Below are 18,939 nucleotides of genomic sequence, written 5' to 3' on the forward strand. Positions count from 1 at the left end.
CGGAGCCGCGCGTGATGATGATCCGGAAAACTTGACGTGTGGGGCGGCGGGTGGGCGCGGGACAACGGCTCGATCTCTCGTAAGGTTTGGGTCGTGGGATCTATGCGCAATCCGATCGGGCCCCTTCCCTCGTCCATCTACTGGCGGCGGAGGGTCGTTCTGGTGTCCGTTGTGGCACTGCTCGCGCTGCTCGTCGTATGGATCGTCAACTTGGGCGGCGGGGGCGGGAACACCGGCGCCGACGGGTCCAACGGCAAGCATCCGACCGATGCCATCACGCCCGGCCCGTCCGGCACGGGCCCGGCGATCAGCCAACACCCCGGCGGACGGGACGAGTCGGGCGGTTCAGGATCGGGCGACGGCTCCGGTTCCGGCGGTGGCTCGGGCGGTTCGGGTGGTTCGGCGGGCTCGGGCGGCGGTTCGGACGACTCGGCGGGCGGCGACAACGGGAACGGCAACGGAAATGGCAGCGGCGGCGGTTCGGCCTCCGGCGACCAGGTTCCGGCGGGCTCGAAGTTGCCCGACTGCACGGCGGGCGGTGTGACGCTCACAGTGCGCAGCGCCCACAACTCGTACGCCCCCGGGGAGAAGCCGAAGCTCGAACTGGTCGCCAAGAACTCGACGGACAAGGCCTGCAAGGTCGACCTCGGTCCGAAGACGGCGGTCGTCTCGATCACGAAGGCGGACGACGACAAGAAGTACTGGTCGTCCGAGGACTGCGCGGCCGGTACGGGGAGTCTGCTGCTCCGGGTGCCGGCGGGCGGCAAGGTCTCGCGGACGCTTACGTGGGACCGGAAGCCGAGTGCGGCCCAGTGTGCGACGCCTCCGGCCGGGTCTGCGGGGCCTGGTACGTATTTGGTCGAGGTCAAGGCGGCGCAGCTTGCCGGGACGCAGACGTCGTTCGTGCTTAAGGCGGACTGAGCTTTTGCTGGGCCGGGTTCGAGGTACGCCGTGTCCGAGGGGCTGCCCGCTCGGCTGCCCGCTCGGCTCACCGCCTCGGGGCTCCGCCCCGGACCCCGCTCCTCAATCGCCGGAGGGGCTAAATTTTGCCGGACCGGGCTTGATGTGCCGGACCGGGCAAGACTGCTGAAAAACTAGACGTACCGCTCCAGGATCGACGACTCCGCCAGCCGGGACAGGCCCTCTCGCACGCTGCGCGCCCGCGCCTCTCCGACGCCGTCCACCGTCTGCAGGTCGTCCACGCTGGCAGCGAGCAGCTTCTGCAGGCCGCCGAAGTGCTCCACCAGGCGGTCGATGATCGCGCCGGGCAGGCGCGGCACCTTGGCGAGGAGGCGGAAGCCGCGCGGCGACACGGCCGAGTCCAGCGCCTCGGGCGATCCGGTGTAGCCCAACGCCCGCGCCACGGTGGGCAGTTCGAGGAGCTCGCCGTGGTGCAGGGAGTTCAGCTCGGTGAGGGCCTCGTCGACGGTGCGCGAGCGCTTGGCCGTCGGCTCGGGCACGTAGTCCCGGACGACCAGCTCGCGCTCGGGCTCGACGCCCGCGATCAACTCGTCGAGCTGCAGCGCGAGCAACCGCCCGTCCGTCCCCAGCTCCACGACGTACTCGGCGATCTCGGTGGCGATGCGGCGCACCATCTCCAGGCGCTGCGCGACCGCTGTGACGTCGCGGACGGTGACCAGGTCCTCGATCTCGAGGGCGGAGAGCGTGCCGGCGACCTCGTCGAGGCGCAGCTTGTAGCGCTCCAGGGTGGCGAGGGCCTGGTTGGCCCGCGACAGGATCGCGGCGGAGTCCTCCAGGACGCGGCGCTGTCCGTCCACGTAGAGCGCGATCAGACGCATGGACTGCGAGACCGACACGATCGGGTAGCCGACCTGCTTGCTCACGCGGTCCGCGGTGCGGTGCCGGGTGCCCGTCTCCTCGGTGGGGATCGTCGGGTCCGGGACCAGCTGCACGCCGGCCCGCAGGATCTTGTCGAGGTTCGAGGAGACCACGATGCCGCCGTCGAGCTTGCACAGCTCACGCAGGCGCGTGGCCGTGAACTCCACGTCGAGGACGAAACCGCCGGTGCACATCGACTCGACCGTCTTGTCGGAGCCGAGGACGATGAGCCCGCCGGTGTTGCCACGGAGGATCCGCTCCAGGCCGTCCCGCAGGCCTGTGCCGGGCGCTACCGCGCTCAGCGCGGCGCGCATCGACACGTCCGCACCGGCACTCCCTCCGGACTTGCCGAGAGCTGACGCCCGGTCGTTGGCTGCCACTGCACTCCTCCGGATCGCAGACTCTGAGGCGCCGCCCTGGGGTTCGTCGCGTTCGTACGCACAGGCGAGACCAGGGCAAAGTCTACCGGCGCTCCTCCGTCTCCCGTGGGGGCTCTCGACGACGGCTCTTCGGCAGCACCTGTAGGGCGTCCCCTATGTCGGCGACTTCCAGGACCTTCATACCGGCCGGGATCTTGCCCGGATCGTTCGGAACCAGCGCGTGGGTGAAGCCCAGTCGGTGTGCCTCGGCGAGCCGGCGCTGCACTCCGGTGACGCGCCTGACCTCGCCCGCCAGGCCCACTTCGCCGATCGCGACCAGGTTTTTCGGGAGCGGGGTGTCGCTCGCGGCGGAGGCGAGGGCGAGCGCGATGGCCAGGTCGGCGGCCGGCTCGGTCAGCTTCACGCCGCCGACCGTCGCGGAGTAAATGTCTCTTTTGCCCAAGGCGCTGATCCGGCCACGCTGTTCGAGCACCGCCAGCATCATCGAGACGCGGGACGTCTCCAGGCCGGAGGTCGTGCGGCGGGGGGACGGGATCTGCGAGTCGACGGTGAGCGCCTGGACCTCGGCCACCAGGGGGCGGCGGCCCTCCAGCGTGACCGTCAGGCAAGTGCCGGGGACGGGCTCGTCGCGCCGCGTCAGGAACAGTCCCGACGGGTCGGCCAGGCCGGTGATCCCCTCGTCGTGCAGCTCGAAGCAGCCGACCTCGTCCGTCGTCCCGTACCGGTTCTTGACGCCGCGGACCAGGCGCAGACGGGCGTGCCGGTCGCCCTCGAAGCTGAGTACGACGTCCACAAGGTGCTCGAGGAGTCGCGGGCCCGCGATCGCGCCGTCCTTGGTGACATGGCCCACGAGCAGCGTGGCCATGCCGCGCTCCTTGGAAGCGCGGATCAGCGCACCCGCGACCTCACGGACTTGTGCCATGCCGCCGGGCGCGCCGTCGATCTCAGGGGAGGCCACCGTCTGTACGGAGTCCATGATCAACAGGGCCGGTTTCACCGCGTCCAAGTGGCCGAGCACGGCGGAGAGGTCGGTCTCCGCCGCAAGGTAGAGATGGTCGTCGATCGCTTTGATGCGGTCGGCGCGCATACGGACCTGGGACGCCGACTCCTCGCCCGTCACATAGAGGGTCTTGTGCTCCGCGTCGGCAGCCTTGGCCGCCACGTCCAGGAGCAGCGTGGACTTGCCGACGCCGGGCTCGCCCGCCACCAGGACCACCGCGCCGGGGACGAGGCCGCCGCCGAGCACCCGGTCCAGCTCGGGCACGCCGGTGCTGCGGGCCGTGGCCTGTCTGGCGTCGACCTCGCCGATGGGCACGGCGGACGTCGTGACGCGGCCGGGCGCGGTCGTGCGCACCGCGGGCGCGCCGTACTCCTCGATCGTCCCCCACGCCTGGCACTCGCCGCAGCGCCCCAGCCACTTGACCGTCTGCCAGCCGCATTCGGTGCAGCGGTAGGACGGACGGTCCTTCGTGGATTTCGTACGGGCAGCCATGAACGGAACCGTAACGGGCCCCACTGACAACGCGGCAGTCGGCGGCAGTCGGCGGCGATCGGCGGCAATCGTCTGGGGGCCCGCAGTCGGTCGCCCCGCGTAGCCGTGCTGGCCATGGAATATGAGGTTCGTGTCCCCTTTTGAGGGATCGTTTCACCCGTAAGGATTAAAAGTGTTCAAGGGGCCGGAAGGGGCCCGTGTCGGCCGCCTACGGTCGCACGGGTGATGAGCAGCAGGCCGGAAACCCCCACGCACACCACCGGCGCACACCGGGCGCAGCGCGCCGGGGCGAGGCGTCCGGTGCCGCGCGCTGTTCCGCAGCGCCCGCCCGCTCGCTACGAGCCCTGTCTGGACGGCCTGTTCACGTACTGCCTCTCCGTGCTCTGCGACCACGAGGAGGCGACCGCCGCCCTCGGGGACGCCCTCGCCCTCGCCGAGCGCCGCGGCTCGCGCGCCCCGGCCGCCGAGTCCGAGACCGACCGCAGAGCCTGGCTGTACGCGCTGGCCCGCTGGTCCTGTCTGCGCCGCCTCGCCGAGGCCAAGCGCAGGAGGCAGGGCACGCACGCCACAGGGAAGCGCCCGCCCGAGCCGTCGGAGAGCGCAGCCCCCGCCACCGCCCCCGAAGACACGCTGCTGCACGAAGAGCGGCGCCGCCAACTCGCCCAGCTCGCCTGGCCGGAGGCCGCCGGCACCACGCCCGAGCAGCGCGAGGCGCTCGAACTGGCGGTGCGGCACCAGCTGTCGCCGCGCGAGGTCGCGGCCGTCCTCGGCACCGACCCCGGCGTCACGCGCGAGCTGCTCGCGGCCGCCGCCTGCGAGGTCGAGCGCACCCGCGCCGCGCTCGCCGTCGTGGAGACCGGCACCTGCCCCAGCGTCGCCCGCCTCACCGGGGACAACCAGTTGCTGCTCTCCGCCGCCCTGCGCCGCGAGCTGGTCCGGCACGTGGACGACTGCCCGCGCTGCCGTCGCACCGCCGAGCGCGCCGCCCCCGGCAGCTGGCCCGGCACCTCCGTGACGCCCGCCGCGCTGCCCCTCGTCGAAGCCCCGCGCGCCGCCCTGCACCGCGCGATGCACGCCCCGCACCCCGGCGGCGCGCCCCGCTTCGACCGGCGCGGGTTCCCGATGGACCCCAAGGACCGGGCAGCGCGGCGGGACCGGATGCGCGCGCGTGCGGTGACGACGACGGTGGTCGCCACCGTGGTGGCCGCTCCGGTGATCGCCCTGTGGGCCGCCTACCGGGGAGCGCCGCACACCGGCGAGGGCAGCGACGGCCGTTCCATCAGCGCCGGAGAGGTGGGCGGGCCCGGCGCTCTGGACGGCGAGCACGCGGGTGACGCGTACGAGAACGCGGGCAATGCCAGCACCACCCCCGACCCGCGCTTCACCGCGGGCAGCCGCTCACCCGACGTCTCCGTAGAGGTCATCTCGCCGCCCACGCGCGCGGGCATGGGCCCCGGCCGGCTCACCGTGGAGGCGCAGCCCAGCGGGGACACGACGCTCATCACGCTGACGGCGTCCGGGAGTTCGGCCGTGCACTGGTCCGCGCGCACCGGAGCGTCCTGGTTGTACCTGAGCCGGGCGTCGGGAACGCTGCGGCCCGGTGAGTCGGTCACGATCCAGGTGTACGTCGATCAGGACCTGGAGCCGCGCGGGCACTGGACCGCGCGCGTGGGCATCGACCCGTCCGGGGCCGTCATCTCCATCGAGGGATACGGGCGTTGGGGCGGCCACCCCGGTCACGGCTCCGGCCATGGTTCCGGTCACGGTCATGGCTCCGGTCATGGGCATGGCCACGGGCACGGCCCGGGGACGTCCGGCCCCTCGCCGTCGGAGCCGACGACCGGGCCGAGCGACCCGTCGCCCTCCGACCCCGATCCGAGCTCGCCGGACCCGGACCCCACGACCTCGGAACCCGACCCGACGCCGAGCGACTCGTCGCCCGCGCCCTCGGACCCGTCGGGCCCCGGGGACTCGACGTCGCCGCAGTAGTCCCCGTGGACCCGCGGCGGGTTACGCCGGGTCCGGGTCCGCCGGGTGCGGTGCGACCAGGGGCAGGCCCGTGGGCGTCGCCGACAGGCGCTCCTCACAGAACTCGACCAGCTTGTCGTAGCCGTCCTTGCCCATGAGCTCGGTCAGCTCCGGGCGGTACGAGACGTACACCGGGTCGCCCGCGCCGTGCGCCGAGGTCGCCGACGTGCACCACCAGTGCAGGTCGTGGCCGCCCGGGCCCCAGCCGCGGCGGTCGTACTCGCCGATCGAGACCTGGAGCACACGGGTGTCGTCCGGGCGGTCGATCCATTCGTAGGTACGGCGGACCGGGAGCTGCCAGCACACGTCCGGCTTCGTCTCCAGGGGCTCGCGGCCCTCCTTGATCGCCAGGATGTGCAGGGAGCAGCCGACGCCGCCCTCGAAGCCCGGACGGTTCTGGAAGATGCACGAGCCGTTGTACGGGCGGGTCTGGCGCTCGCCGTCCTCGTCCTTCGACACCCAGCCGGTCTCCGTGCCCACGTCGTGGTGCTGCCAGATGTCGGGCGTCAGGCGTGCCACGAACCCGGCTACGCGCTTCTCGTCGTCCTCATCGGAGAAGTGCGCGCCCAGCGTGCAGCAACCGTCGTCCGCGCGGCCCGCCTGGATGCCCTGGCAGCCGCTGCCGAAGATGCAGGTCCAACGAGAGGTCAGCCAGGTCAGATCGCAGCGGAAGATCTGCTCGTCGTCCGCCGGGTCGGGGAACTCGACCCAGGCGCGCGGGAAATCGATTCCCTTCTCGTCCGACTTGGTCTTCCGGGGGTGCTGGATCTGGTGGATCTCTTGGTTCTTCTGGTTCTGCGGGGTTTTCGGCTTCGGGTTCTGCGACTTCTTCGGGGTCTGCGTCTTCTTCGGGTTCTTCGGGTGCTGGTTCAGGTCCGCGTTCGGGGTCTGCTCCGCCTGCTTCTGGTCTGCCGACTTTGTCTTCTTGTCGCTCTTGTCGGCCTTGGCCTTTTTCGTCTTTGGCACCGTTCCAGAGTAAGCGCGTCGAGGGGGGCGGGAAGACCTCTGCGGCGGAAGGTCGGGCACGTGGGCGCAGTAGCGTTCTCATATGAGACTCGGTGTCCTCGACGTGGGTTCGAATACGGTTCATCTGCTCGTGGTGGACGCGCACAGGGGCGCCCGTCCGCTGCCCGCTCACTCGCACAAGGCCGAATTGCGGCTCGCCCAACTCCTCGACGAGCGTGGGGCGATCGGGCCCGAGGGGGTCGAGCGGTTGGTCGGCACGATCCAGGGGGCCATGGACGCCGCCGAGGACAAGGGCGTCGAGGATCTGCTGCCGTTCGCCACGTCCGCGGTGCGCGAGGCGAGCAACGCCGACGAGGTGCTGGCCCGGGTGCAGGCGGAGACCGGGGTCGAGCTGCGGGTGCTGAGCGGGGCGGAGGAGGCGCGGCTCACGTTCCTGGCCGCCCGGCGGTGGTTCGGGTGGTCCGCGGGCAAGCTGCTGGTGCTCGACATCGGCGGCGGGTCGCTGGAGATCGCGTACGGGATCGACGAGGAGCCGGACGCGGCGGCGTCGCTGCCGCTGGGCGCCGGGAGACTGACGGCCGGGTGGCTGCCGGGGGATCCGGCGGACCCGGCGGATGTGCGGGCGTTGCGGCGGCACGTGCGGGCGCAGATCGCGCGGACGGTGGGGGAGTTCAGCCGGTTCGGGGCGCCGGATCATGTGGTGGCCACGTCGAAGACGTTCAAGCAGTTGGCGCGGTTGGCGGGGGCGGCCCGGTCCACGGAGGGGCTCTACGTTCAGCGGGAGTTGAAGCGGAAGTCCCTGGAGGACTGGGTGCCGCGGCTCGGCGCGATGACGGAGGCCGAGCGGTCGGAGCTGCCGGGGGTTTCGGAGGGGCGGGCCGGGCAGTTGCTCGCGGGGGCGCTGGTGGCCGAGGGGGCGATGGATCTGTTCGGGGTGGAGACGCTGGAGGTCTGTCCCTGGGCGCTGCGGGAGGGGGTTATTCTGCGGCGGCTGGATCACTTGCCCGGGGCGTGACGGTTGCCCGGGGTGCGCCTTGAATGGAGGGTGGCCGTCTGGGGTTCGTTGGCGGCTGTCTGGTGCGTTCCGATAGGTGTGTGGTGGGTACGGGGCCGCCCGGGGTATGTCCGTGCTCGCCATCTTGATGGCCTCGCCGGTTGCTTCGCCGGGCGCTACCGCGTGCCGCTGTGCTGCGCGCGCACATACCCCGACCGTCCCCTCCCGTCTCGTATCCCTCTGACCACCGGCTCTCACCGAGCGCCGGTAATCCAAGCCCCTCCGGCGTTTGAGGAGCGGGGTCCGGGGCGGAGCCCCGGGGCTTGGGGAGAGGGCCGGGCGCATGACCTGGAGGGATGGGCGAGAGCGCGGGCCCCCACGGCTCCAACCCCCGGAGGGCCCGTACTCTGTCTGCGTGGCAGAACCAGTGGTGCGCATCCCGGATGCGAAGGTCGCCCTGTCGACGGCCTCGGTCTATCCGGAGTCGACGGCGACGGCCTTCGAGATCGCCGCGCGCTTGGGATATGACGGTGTCGAAGTCATGGTGTGGACCGATCCCGTCAGCCAGGACATCGAGGCGCTGCGGCGGTTGAGCGACTATCACCGGATTCCGATTCTGGCCGTGCACGCGCCATGTCTGCTGATCACGCAGCGGGTGTGGTCCACGGACCCGTGGGTCAAGTTGCAGCGGGCGAGAGCGGCGGCGGAGAAGCTCGGGGCGTCGACCGTCGTGGTCCATCCCCCCTTCCGGTGGCAGCGCAATTACGCGCGGGACTTCGTCAGTGGCGTATGGCGCATGGCCGACGAGACGGATGTGCGGTTCGCCGTCGAAAACATGTACCCGTGGCGGTACCGGGACCGGGAGATGCTCGCGTACGCCCCCGACTGGGACGTCACGAAGGACGACTACCGGCACTTCACGGTTGATCTGAGTCACACCGCCACCGCCCGGACGGACGCGATGCAGATGATCGACCGGATGGGGGATCGGCTCGGTCATGTGCACCTGGCCGACGGGAACGGATCGAACAAGGACGAGCACCTGGTGCCCGGACGCGGCACGCAGCCCTGTGCCGAGTTGCTGGAGCGGCTGGCCGGCAGCGGGTTCGACGGGCATGTCGTCATCGAGGTCAATACGCGGCGGGCCATGTCCAGCGCCGAGCGTGAGGCGGATCTCGCCGAGGCGCTCGCGTTCACGCGGCTGCATCTGGCGTCCGCGGTGCGGGTGCCGCGTTCATGACCGAACCCGCGCGGCGCCGGGGACGCCCCTCTCGTACGGAGAGCGGGGACGGGCCCGGTACGCGGGAGCGGATCCTCGCCGCGGCGCGTGAGGAGTTCGCCGAGCGGGGGTACGAGAAGACGTCCGTGCGGGGGATCGCGAAGGCGGCCGGGGTCGACTCGGCGCTGGTGCACCACTACTTCGGTACCAAGGAGCAGGTGTTCGCCGCTTCGATCGAGGTGGCCTTCGCGCCGGCCCTGGAGGCGCCCGCTGCCGTGGAGGACGGGCCGCTCGACGCGGTCGGGGAGCGGCTGACCCGGTTCGTCTTCGGCATCTGGGAGAACCCCGCGACGCGGGCACCGCTGCTCGCCATCCTGCGCTCCGCCGTGAACAACGAGGTGGCCGCCGGTGTCTTCCGGCGGCTGGTCGCCGCGCAGTTGCTGTCGCGCATCGGGCGGCGCCTCGACCTGCCGGAGCAGGAGGCCGAGCTGCGCGTCTCGCTGGCCGCCGCCCAGTTGGTGGGGACCGCGATGCTCCGGTACGTGATCAAGGTGGAGCCGCTGGCCTCCGCCGACATGGAGGTGCTCGTGGCGCGGATCGCTCCTGTGGTGCAGGGGCATCTGACGAGCGGGGGATTTGAGTCGTGAGACAGGCGTCCCGGCATGTGGACGGGGTGTCGGGATCTTGGAGGGGCGGCGTAGGGTCGGACGCAGTCATTTCTGACTGACTTTCTGACTGACTTTTCTGTCAGCAGACGCAGTAGTTTCTGTCTGAAGGAGCGAGCGACGATGCCCGAGCTGAGGTCCCGCACAGTCACCCACGGCCGCAACATGGCGGGCGCACGCGCCCTTATGCGCGCCTCCGGTGTACCCGGTGCGGACATCGGCCGGAAGCCGATCATCGCCGTGGCCAACTCGTTCACCGAGTTCGTCCCCGGGCACACGCACCTGGCCCCGGTGGGCCGCATCGTCAGCGAGGCCGTCACGGCCGCGGGCGGTATCCCCCGCGAGTTCAACACCATCGCCGTGGACGACGGCATCGCCATGGGGCACGGCGGCATGCTCTACAGCCTGCCCTCGCGCGACCTGATCGCCGACTCGGTCGAGTACATGGTCGAGGCGCACTGCGCGGACGCCCTGGTCTGCATCTCCAACTGCGACAAGATCACCCCCGGCATGCTGAACGCGGCCCTGCGTCTCAACATCCCGACGGTCTTCGTCTCCGGCGGCCCGATGGAGGCCGGCAAGGCCACCCTGGTCGACGGCACCGTCCGCAAGCTGGACCTGGTCAACGCCATCAGTGATGCCGTGGACGAAAGCGTCTCGGACGAGGACATCCTCCGTATCGAGGAGAACGCCTGCCCGACCTGCGGCTCCTGTTCCGGCATGTTCACGGCCAACTCCATGAACTGCCTGACCGAGGCCATCGGCCTCTCCCTGCCGGGCAACGGCTCGGTGCTCGCCACGCACACCGCCCGCAGGGCGCTGTACGAGAAGGCGGGCGAGACGGTCGTCGAGATCGCCAAGCGGTACTACGACGGCGACGACGAGTCGGTCCTGCCGCGCTCCATCGCCACCCGCGCCTCCTTCGACAACGCCATGGCGCTCGACATCTCCATGGGCGGCTCGACGAACACGATCCTGCACCTGCTCGCCGCCGCGCAGGAGGCCGAGCTCGACTACACCCTCGCCGACATGGACGCCGTGTCGCGCCGCGTCCCCTGCCTGTCCAAGGTGGCCCCGAACGTGGCGCCCGGCGGCACGTACTACATGGAGGACGTGCACCGCGCCGGCGGCATCCCCGCGATCCTCGGCGAGCTGTACCGCGGCGGTCTGCTCAACGAGGACGTGCACACCGTCCACTCCACGTCCATCAAGGACTGGCTCGGCACCTGGGACGTGCGCGGCGGTTCGCCGTCGGACGAGGCCCTCGAACTGTGGCACGCGGCCCCGGGCTGCAAGCGCTCCGCCGAGGCCTTCTCGCAGTCCGAGCGGTGGGACACCCTCGACACCGACGCCGCGGGCGGCTGCATCCGTGACGTCGCTCACGCCTACTCGAAGGACGGCGGCCTCGCCGTCCTGAAGGGCAACCTCGCCGAGGACGGCTGCGTCGTGAAGACGGCAGGCGTCGACGAGTCCATCTGGACCTTCGAGGGCCCGGCCGTCGTCTGCGAGTCGCAGGAAGAGGCCGTCGAGAAGATCCTGCTCAAGCAGATCAAGGAAGGCGACGTCGTCGTCATCCGGTACGAGGGGCCGAAGGGCGGGCCCGGCATGCAGGAGATGCTGTACCCGACCTCGTACCTGAAGGGCCGCGGCCTCGGCAAGGCCTGCGCGCTCGTCACGGACGGTCGCTTCTCCGGCGGTACGTCGGGTCTGTCCATCGGCCACGCCTCGCCCGAGGCGGCCGCGGGCGGTGCGATCGCGCTCGTCGAGGACGGCGACCGCGTCCGCATCGACATCCCCGGCCGGACGATCGAACTGCTCGTGTCCGACGAGGAGTTGGCCGCCCGCCGCGAGGCACTCGGCGGCGTCTACGCCCCGAAGTCGCGCGAGCGCAAGGTCTCCGCGGCGCTGCGGGCGTACGCGGCGATGGCGACCAGCGCCGACCGCGGCGCGGTCCGCGACGTCTCCAAGCTCGGCTGACCCGACCTGACGAATCGCTGATTCACCAGTCTTCGGGGTGGGCACCGTCCACCCCGAAGACCGTGCCGTCCGGCGCGCTCCCGTAGACCCGCCCACCGGCCACGACCGGCGCCGCCAGCTCGGTCACCACCCGGTCGGGCCGGGCGCCGGGACGGGACCGGGTCTGGCCGAGAGGCGCGCCCGTCCGCGGGTCCAGGGCCAGGAGGCGGCCGTCCGGGGCCGTCACATACACCCGGCCCCTGTCGTCGACGCCGGGCGCCGAGCCCCTGCTCACCGAGGTCTCCGACCGCCACAGCTGCTTCCCCGACGCCAGATCCTGCGCCACCAGCGCGCCGCCCGCCGCGAGCAGATAGGCCGTACCGCGGTGCACCGTCACCGTCGCCTGTTGCAGCGGCAGCGCGAGGGGTACGCGTCGTGCGACGCCGCCATCGCTCAGACGGTGACCGACCAGCGCCACGGTGGAACCCTCCGCGCCGCGCTGCGTGCACCAGACCACCCCGTCGCCCACACCCGCCGGCGTCGCCGTACCCGGCGAACCGTGCTGCCAGCGCACCGCGCCCGTCGCCGGATCCACCGCGCTCACCAGGGTGTTCACCCCGTCCGGGGCCAGAGTCGTCACGTAGGCGAGGCCACCCCCGACGTACGAGAGCACGGGCTGGGTGACGGGCAGGCGGTGCCGCCAGCGCTGCGTGCCCGTCGCGCCGTCGATCGCGGTCACCGTGCCGTCGGGGGCGGCCAGCAGCACGGTGTCGCCCACGGGCTGCACCTGCCCCTGGTAGGCCGAGATCCCCATCGACCAGCGCGTCTTCCCGGTCGCCGGGTCGAGCGCGAGCAGCCGGGCGCCATCCGGACTGACGACCTGGACCAGGCCACCCGCCAGTACGGGCGCGGGCGCGCTGCCACCACCGGCCGCCGTGCGCTGCCACAGCACCTTGCCGTCGCGCGGATCCACCGACGCGGCCAGCACCCCGGGCGCGGCACAGCGCAGGGCTCCCTTCCCGTACGAGCACACGGGCGCGGCTCCCGAACCCAGCGTCCGGTGCCAGGCGTGGAAGGAGGCGGACGCGGCGACTTCCGCCGTGCGCGGGCCGGGCCCGTCGCCGTCGTCGGCGGCGTGCGGGAGGAGCGTCAGAGCCAGCGCCCCGACGAGAGCCACGACCCCCGCGCCGGCCGCGCCGACGCGCATCAACCGAGGCCGGCCCGGCTTTTTCGAGCTCGCCGAAGTCCCGTCCGCAGCAGTCGATTTGGGGACAACAGCCAAGGGTTCGGCCGGTTCGGTCGATTCGGTCTGTCCTGACGGCCCCGACGGTTTCCGCTGTGCCGGTATGAACGCCTGTGCCGGTATGTAGGCCTGGGCGGCGAACGCCTGCGTGTCATAGCGCGCCGACAAGTGGCGCAGCTCGGCCATCAGCTCGTCGGGCGTGGGCCGGTCCTCCGGCTCCTTGGCGAGGCAGCGCAACACCAGCGGCGCCAGATCCTCGGGCACGCCGGCCACGTCCGGCTCGTCGTGCACGACCTGGTACGCGACGAGGTACGGGCTGTCGGAGTCGAAGGGCCCGCGCCCCGTCGCCGCGTGCACCAGGACCGACCCGAGGGCGAACACATCGGCGGCCGGGCCGACTTCGCGCGGGCGGCGGAACTGCTCCGGCGCCATGAACGGCGGCGTGCCGATCAACTTGCCTGTCTCCGTGCGCAGTTCACTGTCCTTGGGCCGCGAGATGCCGAAGTCGATGACTTTGGGGCTGTCCTCGCCCAGCAGCACATTGCTGGGCTTGAGATCGCGGTGCACCACACCGACCCGGTGGATGTCCCGCAGCGCCTCGGCGAGTCCCGCGGTGACGTGCCGCAGCTGCGCGGGCGTCAGCGGCCCGTTCCGCTTGACGTGGTCGGCGAGGGTGAGCCCGGGGATGAACAGCGTGGCCATCCACGGCCGGTCGGCATCCGGGTCGGCGTCCACCACGGACGCCGTGAAAGCCCCGCTGACCCGCCGGGCCGCCGCCACCTCCTGCCGGAACCGCCCCCTGAACTCGGGGTCCCGCGCGAACTCGGCGTGCACCACCTTCACCGCGAGCGGCACCCCCGCCGAGGACCGTGCCAGATGCACGACCCCCATCCCGCCCGAGCCCAGGATTTCCTCAAGGCGATAGTGCCCGGCGTACTCCGGAAGTTCCGCTTCCGCGCCGGGCCCGATGCTGGGCCGTGACGGCATGTCCACCCCCGTGGATGTCGTCTGGATGTCGTCGTGATCGTCGTGCCCGATCCCGTACCTGATCCGCGCCTGACCTCGTACGCGACCTTCGAGCTCGCGACGCACGGAGCCTAGTCGATGGTTCGTACGGGACAGGTGAGGCTTGCTAGCCTCCGCGTTCGACGGAGTGCGACAGCTGTCCGCGACATCCCGTACGGGAGTCAGCTGAGCACAGTGCATTCAACGGGGCCTCAACGAATGCTGAACGAGGCCCCGTTCAACGGGGGGGAGACCGGCATGACGGTCGAAGACATAACAGGCGCGGCGGAACCCGCAGGGCCCACAGCCACGGAGGCCACGGCGGCCACCCAGACCGTGGCGACCACCGAGACCATGGCGGCCGCCACGGGCTCCTACGCGGTGGCCCCTGGCTACACCGTGAACGTCCGCAGCGGACCCGGCACCCAGTACCGCGTGGTGCGCAGGCTGCCGCAGGGCGCGCGGGTGACGATCAACTGCCAGAAGCCAGGCCAGTCGGTCACCGGCCCGTACGGCACCACCAAGCTCTGGGACAACATCGGGGTCGGCGAATACGTCTCCGACTCCTACGTGCATACGGGCAGCGACGGCTACGTGGCCCCGCGCTGCGCCTGACCCACCCCCGCCCCCGGTGATACATCCGGCGATAATCGACGCGTGAGCGACGAAACCGGCACCGGCACCCCCAGCACCTCCCCGGCCCCCGGCCCCCGTCCCGAAGAGATCCGTTTCTTCGGGACGAGCTGGGTCGACCACAGCGGCGGCTACGCGCTGCGCCGCGCCGCGGTCGGCGTGGGCGCACTGCTCGCCGCGGTGGCCGGCTGCTTCGTGCTGCGTCTCGCCTACCAGGGCCTGGCCATCGCGGAGGTCGGCGCTTTCGTGAACGTGCTGGTGGTCGTCATGTTCGCCCTCTGCAGCGCGTTCGCCTTCAGCCGCACCTGGGGCGGCTTCTCCCAGCGGCCCGACCCCGAGCGCCAGGCGTCGCTGCGCGGCTTCCTGACGATCGGCTTCGTCGGCGTACTCGTCGCCCACGCCCTGCGCTGCCTGACCGAGGCGCCGGGCGAGAAGCTCCGCAGGCAGGAGTACGAGACCGCCCGCGAGCAGTTCGAACGCCGCACCACCCGCCGCACCCGCAACCCCGCCAAGAAGCCGGGCGGCAAGAAGAAGGGCTGAACCGGGCGGAAGCTCCCCGGGGGAAAGCGCCGAGCCTGGCAGGCCGGAACCCGCACGGTCACGATGACCCCATGACGGACCAGCCCCCGAGCGCCGACTACGCGCTCTCCTTCGACACGGTCGCCGCCCAGTACGCCACGGCCCGCCCCGACTACCCGCCCGCACTCTTCGACACCCTCGATCAACTGGCGGGACCCGGCGCCCTGCACGGCGCCGACGTGCTCGACGTGGGCGCGGGCACCGGCATCGCCACCCGCCTCCTGCGCGACCGCGGCGCCCGCGTCATCGCCGTCGAGCCCGGCACCGGCATGGCCGCACAGCTCCGCGGCGCCCTCCCCGACGTCCCCCTCGTCCGCGCCACCGGCGACGCCCTGCCGTTCGCCGACGCCTGCGCCGACCTCGTCACGTACGCCCAGTCCTGGCACTGGACCGACCCCGCCCGCTCGGTCCCGGAGGCGCTGCGGGTGCTGCGCCCGGGCGGCTCACTCGCCCTGTGGTGGAACGTCCCCGACCCGGACGCCCCCTGGACCGCCGCCCAGGAGGCCCGCCTCCAGGAACGGCTGCCGGGCTACCACCGGCACGGCGTCTCCGCCGAAGCCCCCGGCATCATCACCGCCCTCGCGTCGGCCCCGGTCTCCCGCCGTCTCCACTGGAGCCGCCGCATCCCGGTCGACCTGCACCTGGCCCACCTCGGCAGCCGCTCCTACTTCGCGGTCCTGGGCCCCGAGCGGTCCGCGCCGGTCCTCGCGGACGAGCGCGCGCACCTCCTGCGCGACTTCCCCGACGGCATCGTCGAGGACGCGTACGCCCTGGAACTCACGGTCGTGCGCCGCCCCTGCCCTTGACGGGGTCCGCACCTTGGAGAGATATTCATCAGGTGATGAATAAAACCTCGGGCTCTCCCGGCACCACCACCCGGGAAGCCGTCACCTCCGCCGTCCACGCCGCGGGCCTCACGGTCGTCCGCGGCCCCCGCACCGTCCTGCACGGCCTCGACTTCACGGTCCCGCGCGGCCAGATCACCGGCCTGCTCGGCCCCTCCGGCTGCGGCAAGTCGACCCTGATGCGCGCCCTCGTCGGCACCCAGGCCAAGGTCACCGGCACCCTCCAGGTCCTCGGCCGCCCCGCGGGCCACCCGACGCTCCGCTCCCAGGTCGGCTACGTCACCCAGGCCCCGTCCGTCTACCTCGACCTCACGGTCCGCCAGAACCTGGACTACTTCGCCGCGGTCCTCCTCCCCGGCCGCGCGTCGGCCGACCGCCGCCGTACGGACGTCGACCGCGTCCTCTCCGACGTGGACCTCACCTCCCACGCGGACGCCCTCGCCGGAAACCTCTCCGGCGGCCAACTCGGCCGCGTCTCCCTGGCCGTCGCCCTCCTCGGCACCCCCGAACTCCTCGTACTCGACGAGCCCACGGTCGGCCTGGACCCGGTCCTGCGCCGCGACCTGTGGAACCTCTTCCACGACCTGGCCACCGCCCGCGGCACCACGATCCTCGTCTCCTCGCACGTCATGGACGAGGCCGAGCGCTGCCACCGCCTCCTCCTCATGCGCGAGGGCGAACTCCTGGCCGACGACACCCCTGACGCCCTGCGTACAAGCACGGCCACGCCCACCGTCGAACAGGCCTTCCTCCACCTGGTCGACGCGGCGAACACCACCCGCTGACGCTGACCCCCCTGACCTCATCTCAGATCTCATCCGGGACCTGATCTCATCCGGGACGGACCCCATGAACACGTACCGCACCACCGCCACCGCGACCCGCGTCCTGCGCCAGCTCCGCCACGACCCGCGCTCCATCGCGCTCATGATCCTGGTCCCCTGCGTGATGCTCTTCCTGCTCCGCTACGTATTCGACGGCAGCCCCGGCACCTTCGACTCCATCGGCGCCTCGCTCCTCGGCATCTTCCCGCTCATCACGATGTTCCTGGTCACCTCCATCGCCACCCTGCGCGAACGTACGAGCGGCACCCTGGAACGACTCCTCGCCATGCCCCTCGGCAAAGGCGACCTCATCGCCGGATACGCCCTCGCCTTCGGCGCCCTCGCGATCGTCCAGTCGGCCCTGGCCACCGGCCTCGCCCTCTGGGTCCTCGACCTGAACGTCACGGGCTCGGCCTGGCTGCTGCTCCTGGTCGCCCTCCTCGACGCCCTGCTCGGCACGGCCCTCGGCCTCTTCGTCTCGGCCTTCGCGGCATCCGAGTTCCAGGCCGTCCAGTTCATGCCGGCGGTGATCTTCCCCCAGCTCCTCCTCTGCGGCCTGTTCACCGCACGCGACAAGATGCAGCCGGCCCTGGAGGCGATCTCGAACGTCCTCCCGATGTCCTACGCGGTCGACGGCATGAACGAGGTCCTACGCCACACCGACCTCACCGGCACCTATATCCGCGACGCCCTGATCGTCGCGGGCTGCGCCGTCCTCGTCCTGGCCCTGGGCGCGGTGACCCTGCGCCGCCGCACGGCCTGAGAGCCTGAGGCGAGACGGGCGCCCGTCTGTCTGTCCGTCCGTCCGTCCACCGGACATCCCCCGGGCCGCGGCCCGGCCGGTGCGAGGATGCGTCCGGACGACGACGCGCACACGGAAGGCCCGAGCCGACAATGAGCCAGACGACCCAGACGAGCCCGAACCCGCGCCACAAGGTCGCCGTACTCGGCACGGGAAAGATCGGCGAAGCCCTGCTCAGCGGCATGATCCGCGGCGGCTGGGCGCCCGGGGACCTGCTGGTCACGGCCCGCCGCCCTGAGCGCGCCGAGGAACTCCGTACCCGTTACGGCGTCACCCCGGTCACCAATCAGGAGGCCGCCGAGCAGGCGGACATCCTGATCCTCACGGTCAAGCCCCAGGACATGGGCGCACTCCTCGCGGAGCTCGCCCCGCACGTCCCCACGGACCGGCTGGTCATCAGCGGCGCGGCCGGCATCACCACCGCCTTCTTCGAGGAGAAGCTGCGGCCCGGCACCCCGGTGGTCCGCGTCATGGCGAACACCCCGGCGCTCGTGGACGAGGCGATGTCCGTCATCTCGGCCGGCACGCACGCGACCGCCGACCACCTCACCCGCGCCGAGGAGATCTTCGGCGCGGTGGGCAAGACCCTCCGCGTCCCGGAATCGCAGCAGGACGCCTGCACGGCCCTGTCCGGTTCGGGCCCCGCCTACTTCTTCTACCTGGTCGAAGCGATGACGGACGCCGGCATCCTGCTCGGCCTGCCCCGCGACAAGGCCCATGACCTCATCGTCCAGTCGGCCATCGGCGCGGCCACGATGCTCCGGGACAGCGGGGAGCACCCGGTGAAGCTCCGCGAGAACGTCACGTCCCCGGCAGGTACGACGATCAACGCCATCCGCGAGCTCGAGAACCACGGGGTCCGAGCGGCCCTCATCGCCGCCCTCGAAGCGGCCCGCGACCGCAGCCGCGAACTGGCCTCCGGCAACACCAACTGACGTGCCCACCGGCCCGAGGCGGGAGGTTGACACGCCCTGGGCCGGTACGTAGTGTTCTCCGAGTTGTCCGACGTGAGCGCCGCCTCTGGTCGGTCCCCGGACAGCCATTCCGCAGGAACTACTCAAACGCCCGACGCTGTTGTGTCGTGCTGTTTGCGCACGCTTTTGCGGAATGAGGAATCCACGTTCGAAAGAGCGGGACCCCGATTAGGTCGGGGGCCGGGATTCCGCTAAAGTCTCACTCGTCGGAACGGCCCAACGGCCGGGAAGACAAACCCGGTTGACAGGGAATCAGGCCCGAAAGGATCTGATAGAGTCGGCAACGCAGGAAGGTCGAAAGGCCGGAAAGCGAAAAGTAGGACCAGCAAGACGCCGAGGAAATCGGATCGGAAAGATCTGATAGAGTCGGAAACGCAAGACAGCAAGACCGAAGGGAAGTGCCCGGAGGAAAGCCCGCGAGGGTGAGTACAAAGGAAGCGTCCGTTCCTTGAGAACTCAACAGCGTGCCAAAAGTCAACGCCAGATATGTTGATT

16 protein-coding genes are annotated in these 18,939 nt (G+C 71.3%); 12 read left to right on the forward strand and 4 right to left on the reverse strand.

Annotation, left to right across the window (positions count from 1 at the left end; genetic code table 11):
* Positions 1-93: 93 nt before the first annotated feature.
* The gene (locus ACIREE_RS31625; RefSeq protein WP_404159727.1) at positions 94-921 is read left to right on the forward strand and encodes a hypothetical protein; all 828 of its coding nucleotides are present in this window, start codon (positions 94-96) and stop codon (positions 919-921) included.
* Between the two features lie 173 nt (positions 922-1,094).
* Here ACIREE_RS31625 and disA read toward each other — a convergent pair whose 3' ends face one another.
* Both disA and radA read right to left on the reverse strand, forming a co-directional pair.
* On the reverse strand, positions 1,095-2,219 hold the full coding sequence (gene disA, locus ACIREE_RS31630) for a DNA integrity scanning diadenylate cyclase DisA (protein WP_404159729.1): 1,125 nt from the start codon (positions 2,217-2,219) through the stop codon (positions 1,095-1,097).
* Between the two features lie 82 nt (positions 2,220-2,301).
* Positions 2,302-3,711 (reverse strand): DNA repair protein RadA, encoded by a 1,410-nt coding sequence (radA, locus tag ACIREE_RS31635; RefSeq protein WP_404159731.1) that lies wholly within the window; start codon positions 3,709-3,711, stop codon positions 2,302-2,304.
* 225 nt (positions 3,712-3,936) lie between these two features.
* Between radA and ACIREE_RS31640 the strand changes: the two genes are divergently transcribed.
* Complete coding sequence (locus tag ACIREE_RS31640) at positions 3,937-5,700, forward strand: hypothetical protein (protein ID WP_404159734.1); 1,764 nt, start codon at positions 3,937-3,939, stop codon at positions 5,698-5,700.
* Between the two features lie 21 nt (positions 5,701-5,721).
* On the opposite strand, the gene ACIREE_RS31645 is transcribed toward ACIREE_RS31640, so the two are convergent.
* Positions 5,722-6,705 (reverse strand): hypothetical protein, encoded by a 984-nt coding sequence (locus ACIREE_RS31645; protein ID WP_404159737.1) that lies wholly within the window; start codon positions 6,703-6,705, stop codon positions 5,722-5,724.
* 82 nt (positions 6,706-6,787) lie between these two features.
* Between ACIREE_RS31645 and ACIREE_RS31650 the strand changes: the two genes are divergently transcribed.
* The 4 genes from ACIREE_RS31650 (at position 6,788) to ilvD (ending at position 11,560) form a co-directional block, all read left to right on the forward strand.
* Complete coding sequence (locus ACIREE_RS31650; protein WP_404159740.1) at positions 6,788-7,720, forward strand: Ppx/GppA family phosphatase; 933 nt, start codon at positions 6,788-6,790, stop codon at positions 7,718-7,720.
* A gap of 394 nt (positions 7,721-8,114) precedes the next feature.
* Entirely contained in the window at positions 8,115-8,939 is an 825-nt protein-coding gene (locus ACIREE_RS31655; protein WP_404159742.1) for a sugar phosphate isomerase/epimerase family protein, read from the forward strand.
* Entirely contained in the window at positions 8,936-9,565 is a 630-nt protein-coding gene (locus tag ACIREE_RS31660; RefSeq protein ID WP_404159745.1) for a TetR family transcriptional regulator, read from the forward strand. Before ACIREE_RS31655 ends, ACIREE_RS31660 begins: the two co-directional genes overlap by 4 nt.
* A 141-nt stretch (positions 9,566-9,706) precedes the next feature.
* Positions 9,707-11,560 (forward strand): dihydroxy-acid dehydratase, encoded by a 1,854-nt coding sequence (gene ilvD / locus ACIREE_RS31665; RefSeq protein ID WP_404159748.1) that lies wholly within the window; start codon positions 9,707-9,709, stop codon positions 11,558-11,560.
* 22 nt (positions 11,561-11,582) lie between these two features.
* On the opposite strand, the gene ACIREE_RS31670 is transcribed toward ilvD, so the two are convergent.
* Positions 11,583-13,769 carry a PQQ-binding-like beta-propeller repeat protein gene (locus tag ACIREE_RS31670; RefSeq protein WP_404159789.1) on the reverse strand — a complete coding sequence of 729 codons (2,187 nt, stop codon included), beginning with the start codon at positions 13,767-13,769 and terminating at the stop codon, positions 11,583-11,585.
* Between the two features lie 276 nt (positions 13,770-14,045).
* Here ACIREE_RS31670 and ACIREE_RS31675 point away from each other — a divergent pair, with 276 nt between their 5' ends.
* From ACIREE_RS31675 to proC, 6 genes are all read left to right on the forward strand, one after another.
* Complete coding sequence (locus ACIREE_RS31675; RefSeq protein WP_404159751.1) at positions 14,046-14,402, forward strand: SH3 domain-containing protein; 357 nt, start codon at positions 14,046-14,048, stop codon at positions 14,400-14,402.
* A 42-nt stretch (positions 14,403-14,444) separates the two neighbouring features.
* Complete coding sequence (locus tag ACIREE_RS31680) at positions 14,445-14,960, forward strand: EamA/RhaT family transporter (protein WP_404159754.1); 516 nt, start codon at positions 14,445-14,447, stop codon at positions 14,958-14,960.
* Between the two features lie 71 nt (positions 14,961-15,031).
* A complete protein-coding gene (locus ACIREE_RS31685) occupies positions 15,032-15,805 on the forward strand; it encodes a class I SAM-dependent methyltransferase (protein ID WP_404159757.1) in 774 nt (257 codons plus the stop codon).
* A 35-nt stretch (positions 15,806-15,840) separates the two neighbouring features.
* On the forward strand, positions 15,841-16,629 hold the full coding sequence (locus ACIREE_RS31690; protein WP_404159760.1) for an ABC transporter ATP-binding protein: 789 nt from the start codon (positions 15,841-15,843) through the stop codon (positions 16,627-16,629).
* A 64-nt stretch (positions 16,630-16,693) separates the two neighbouring features.
* Positions 16,694-17,431, forward strand: a complete 738-nt coding sequence (locus ACIREE_RS31695; RefSeq protein WP_404159763.1) for an ABC transporter permease — start codon at positions 16,694-16,696, stop codon at positions 17,429-17,431.
* A gap of 131 nt (positions 17,432-17,562) precedes the next feature.
* On the forward strand, positions 17,563-18,405 hold the full coding sequence (gene proC / locus ACIREE_RS31700) for a pyrroline-5-carboxylate reductase (RefSeq protein ID WP_404159766.1): 843 nt from the start codon (positions 17,563-17,565) through the stop codon (positions 18,403-18,405).
* Positions 18,406-18,939 lie beyond the last annotated feature (534 nt).

The sequence above is a fragment of the Streptomyces sp. NPDC102467 genome, from assembly GCF_044765445.1.
Taxonomy (GTDB): domain Bacteria; phylum Actinomycetota; class Actinomycetes; order Streptomycetales; family Streptomycetaceae; genus Streptomyces.

Coding starts and splice junctions, on each gene's coding strand:
- radA (WP_404159731.1), bottom strand. CDS start 3,711: ATGGCTGCCCGTACGAAATCCACGAAGGACCGTCCGTCCTACCGCTGC.
- ACIREE_RS31640 (WP_404159734.1), top strand. CDS start 3,937: ATGAGCAGCAGGCCGGAAACCCCCACGCACACCACCGGCGCACACCGG.
- ACIREE_RS31650 (WP_404159740.1), top strand. CDS start 6,788: ATGAGACTCGGTGTCCTCGACGTGGGTTCGAATACGGTTCATCTGCTC.
- ACIREE_RS31660 (WP_404159745.1), top strand. CDS start 8,936: ATGACCGAACCCGCGCGGCGCCGGGGACGCCCCTCTCGTACGGAGAGC.
- ilvD (WP_404159748.1), top strand. CDS start 9,707: ATGCCCGAGCTGAGGTCCCGCACAGTCACCCACGGCCGCAACATGGCG.
- ACIREE_RS31670 (WP_404159789.1), bottom strand. CDS start 13,769: ATGCCGTCACGGCCCAGCATCGGGCCCGGCGCGGAAGCGGAACTTCCG.
- ACIREE_RS31675 (WP_404159751.1), top strand. CDS start 14,046: ATGACGGTCGAAGACATAACAGGCGCGGCGGAACCCGCAGGGCCCACA.
- ACIREE_RS31685 (WP_404159757.1), top strand. CDS start 15,032: ATGACGGACCAGCCCCCGAGCGCCGACTACGCGCTCTCCTTCGACACG.
- ACIREE_RS31690 (WP_404159760.1), top strand. CDS start 15,841: ATGAATAAAACCTCGGGCTCTCCCGGCACCACCACCCGGGAAGCCGTC.
- ACIREE_RS31695 (WP_404159763.1), top strand. CDS start 16,694: ATGAACACGTACCGCACCACCGCCACCGCGACCCGCGTCCTGCGCCAG.
- proC (WP_404159766.1), top strand. CDS start 17,563: ATGAGCCAGACGACCCAGACGAGCCCGAACCCGCGCCACAAGGTCGCC.